1 protein-coding gene and 1 pseudogene are annotated in these 1,283 nt (G+C 41.7%); both read left to right on the top strand.

The genetic code is table 11. The annotated features are described in order from the left end of the window. A partial coding sequence (locus ULVI_RS15550; RefSeq protein ID WP_197463490.1) for a curlin repeat-containing protein occupies positions 1 to 502 on the top strand: 502 nt, incomplete at its 5' end. 86 nt (positions 503 to 588) lie between these two features. Then, positions 589 to 1,283: pseudogene (locus ULVI_RS07640) on the top strand (hypothetical protein); the annotation flags it as partial.

The following is a 1,283-nucleotide window of genomic DNA, read 5'->3' as shown; positions in this document are numbered from 1 at the left end:
GTATTCTAAGCAAGTCCAAATTGGAGATAATAACACAGCGCTGGTTGTACAAAATGCCTTCGATGACACACAACTTTATAATGACAATAACAGTGCCTTACAGGTACAAACGGGCGATAATAATAGTGCCGGATTAATTCAAATTGGTAATACTCAGAATGCCTGGATGATACAAGATGGTGATGATAGCGTGCTTGCTGTTCAAGCAGGTCGAGAAAATGATCTAGTAAGTAAGCAATATGAAGGAACTAACTTTATGGAAATCGGACAACAAGGTTTGGCTAATGACCTATTCGCTGCACAACGCGGCGGACAAAGTTTTATCGGTGATCAAAGTGGATTTCAGAACATAATGGAAGTATTACAAGTTGGTCCTGCAGGAAATCTTCTTGAAACGATTGACTGTGACATTCCTGATCCAATGGGACCAATGCCGCTACCAGAAATGGAAAACCTAATGATTCCGGATATTACAGTACCGGGATTATGTGCTGATTGTTAAAATAAATTATATAGATCGTCCGACAACTTTGGATGATCTATTTTTTTTTAAACCAAATAAATCAATTAATAACTAAATTTCAAATTATGAAAAAAGTAATTCTTAGTGCCCTAGCACTCATGGTAGGGTCATTTGTATTTGCGCAAGCAAGCCAAGATGCTGCAGCACCGGATGTGGAGCAAGCAGATAATTTAAGTGGTGACGCAGCTGCTAACCGTGTTGAAAACACACAATCAGGTACCGAAAACTACATGCTCGTACGACAAGAAGGAACTTCTTCTTCTGTATTTATCGATCAATCTGGCGGGGGTGCTGGAACCGATGAGGGCAACCTTATCTATGTGGCTCAAGCGGGTGATGTAAATGGAAATTCTGGCTTAAGCGGACAAGCAAATGCGGCGGATGTGCGCCAAAGCGGAACTTCTAATGAAGGGTATGTGTATCAAGGTGGAGATAATAACGCTGCTGGAATGCAACAATCGGGTGACGATCAGATCGCTTACATTCAACAAGGAGTCTTAAATGCTGAGGACAACTATGCAGGTGTCGTACAAAGTGGAGACACACATTCCTCATGGATCTTTCAAGGACATGATAATAATGAAGCATTATCATTACAAGCAGGTAGCGGACATGCTTCCAAGATCGATCAGAATTCTGCACCAGACGGTTCTCCTGGACACAATGCCCGTGTAGAACAAGAAGGTACAGGACAGATGTCGTATGTTGAGCAGGATGGAAATAATTCAGACGCAGATGTATTTCAAACAGGAGCAGGGAA

Origin of the sequence: Cochleicola gelatinilyticus, from assembly GCF_001637325.1 — a bacterium.
Lineage (GTDB): Bacteria > Bacteroidota > Bacteroidia > Flavobacteriales > Flavobacteriaceae > Cochleicola > Cochleicola gelatinilyticus.
This window is presented reverse-complemented; position numbering and strand designations above follow the sequence as displayed.